The following is a 1,199-nucleotide window of genomic DNA, read 5'->3' as shown; positions in this document are numbered from 1 at the left end:
TTATAGGCCAAATTGTGTGTCTGGTGGCCTAGTTGTTTGATGTCCATTCGACGTGGGTGTGGAAGTCGTTCCAGTCGATGCCGGTGCCGTATCGCATGGGAATGCCGAACGTCTCGTGCATGCCTTGTGGGCTTTGCTCCCATGCGTGCTTGTAGAGGTCCTCGAGCCGCCGGTCGGTGATCGCGTTGGCCGCGAGCCACGCGTCCGTCTCGGGGCGTTCCGTGTGCTGGTGGCACCACCAGCAGATCGCCTTCAGCCGTCGTATCAGGCGCAGGCCGCGATGATGGCGCAGCATGTCACGCAGCCGACCGTTCCATGATTCGACGAGGTTGTTCGTCGACGGCACCGGACCGGCGGCCATGAGCTCCTCGTCGAGGAACGTGAGCAGCTGGTCCTCGCGGATGCGTCTGCGGATCATGCGCCTGGCCTTGACGAGCCGCTGGTGCGCGTCGTTCACGCTGCCGTCCGCGTACCGGCTTTGCTCGTCGAGGAAACCGGCGAAGTCCTGCTCCCATTGGTTGTAGGAGACGAGCCACGCCGCCGCGTCATCCTTGTTCCTGACGCGCGCCAACGCCACGGCGATCCGACGCAGTCGTCTGCCGGCCTGAAGACGCGGCCTCATGCCGGTCAGTTCCATGATGTTGGCCTGCACGTGGAACAGGCAACGCTGGATCCTCGTGCCCGGCCACACGGTCCTCGCGGCCTTGAGAACACCGCCGCCCCCGTCGCATACGAGCACGTCCGGCGGCGCGATGCGCGCCATCAGGCACCGCCAGGCCGCCGACCGCTCGCTTCTGGCGACGTGCCAGCCGATCACATGCCCGTCGGCCACCGCGATCAACACCACCGCGTCGCGATGCAGATGAAGACCGTCCACATGCACCACGTGATGGACCTCGTCCACCAGCGGCACGGGAGGCCACAGGCTCCACATCAGTTCGCACCGGCGGCGCAGCGTGCGCGCCGGCAACCGGTGCTCGGCCTGGGATCGCTTCGAAAACAACCAATCCAATCCGCAGCGCAGGCCACGGGCCTTCACGTCATAGACGCGCGACGTCGATGAACCACATCCCGGGTCCTTGCACCTCCAGCGGGTTCGCCCCGCCGAGGTGGTGCCGTTCCTTTTCATCTCGCCGCCGCAGGCCGCGCATCCGGGTGTCCTCATGCACCCAGTCAAACAGAAGACATTCAAACACCCG

Annotated in this window: 1 protein-coding gene; it reads right to left on the bottom strand. The window is 65.4% G+C overall.

Features of this window, described 5'->3' with window-relative positions; genetic code table 11:
- Positions 1–28: 28 nt before the first annotated feature.
- A complete protein-coding gene (locus Tam1G_RS11380; RefSeq protein WP_101626607.1) occupies positions 29–1,165 on the bottom strand; it encodes an IS1249 family transposase in 1,137 nt (378 codons plus the stop codon).
- Between the last annotated feature and the right edge of the window lie 34 nt (positions 1,166–1,199).

The organism is Bifidobacterium imperatoris (assembly GCF_002860405.1).
Lineage (GTDB): Bacteria > Actinomycetota > Actinomycetes > Actinomycetales > Bifidobacteriaceae > Bifidobacterium > Bifidobacterium imperatoris.
The sequence above is the reverse complement of the archived record's forward strand: the minus strand, read 5'-3'. Positions and strand labels throughout refer to the sequence as shown.

Excerpts from the sequence above, each read along its gene's own strand:
- Tam1G_RS11380 (WP_101626607.1), bottom strand. The coding sequence starts at position 1,165 with ATGAGGACACCCGGATGCGCGGCCTGCGGCGGCGAGATGAAAAGGAAC.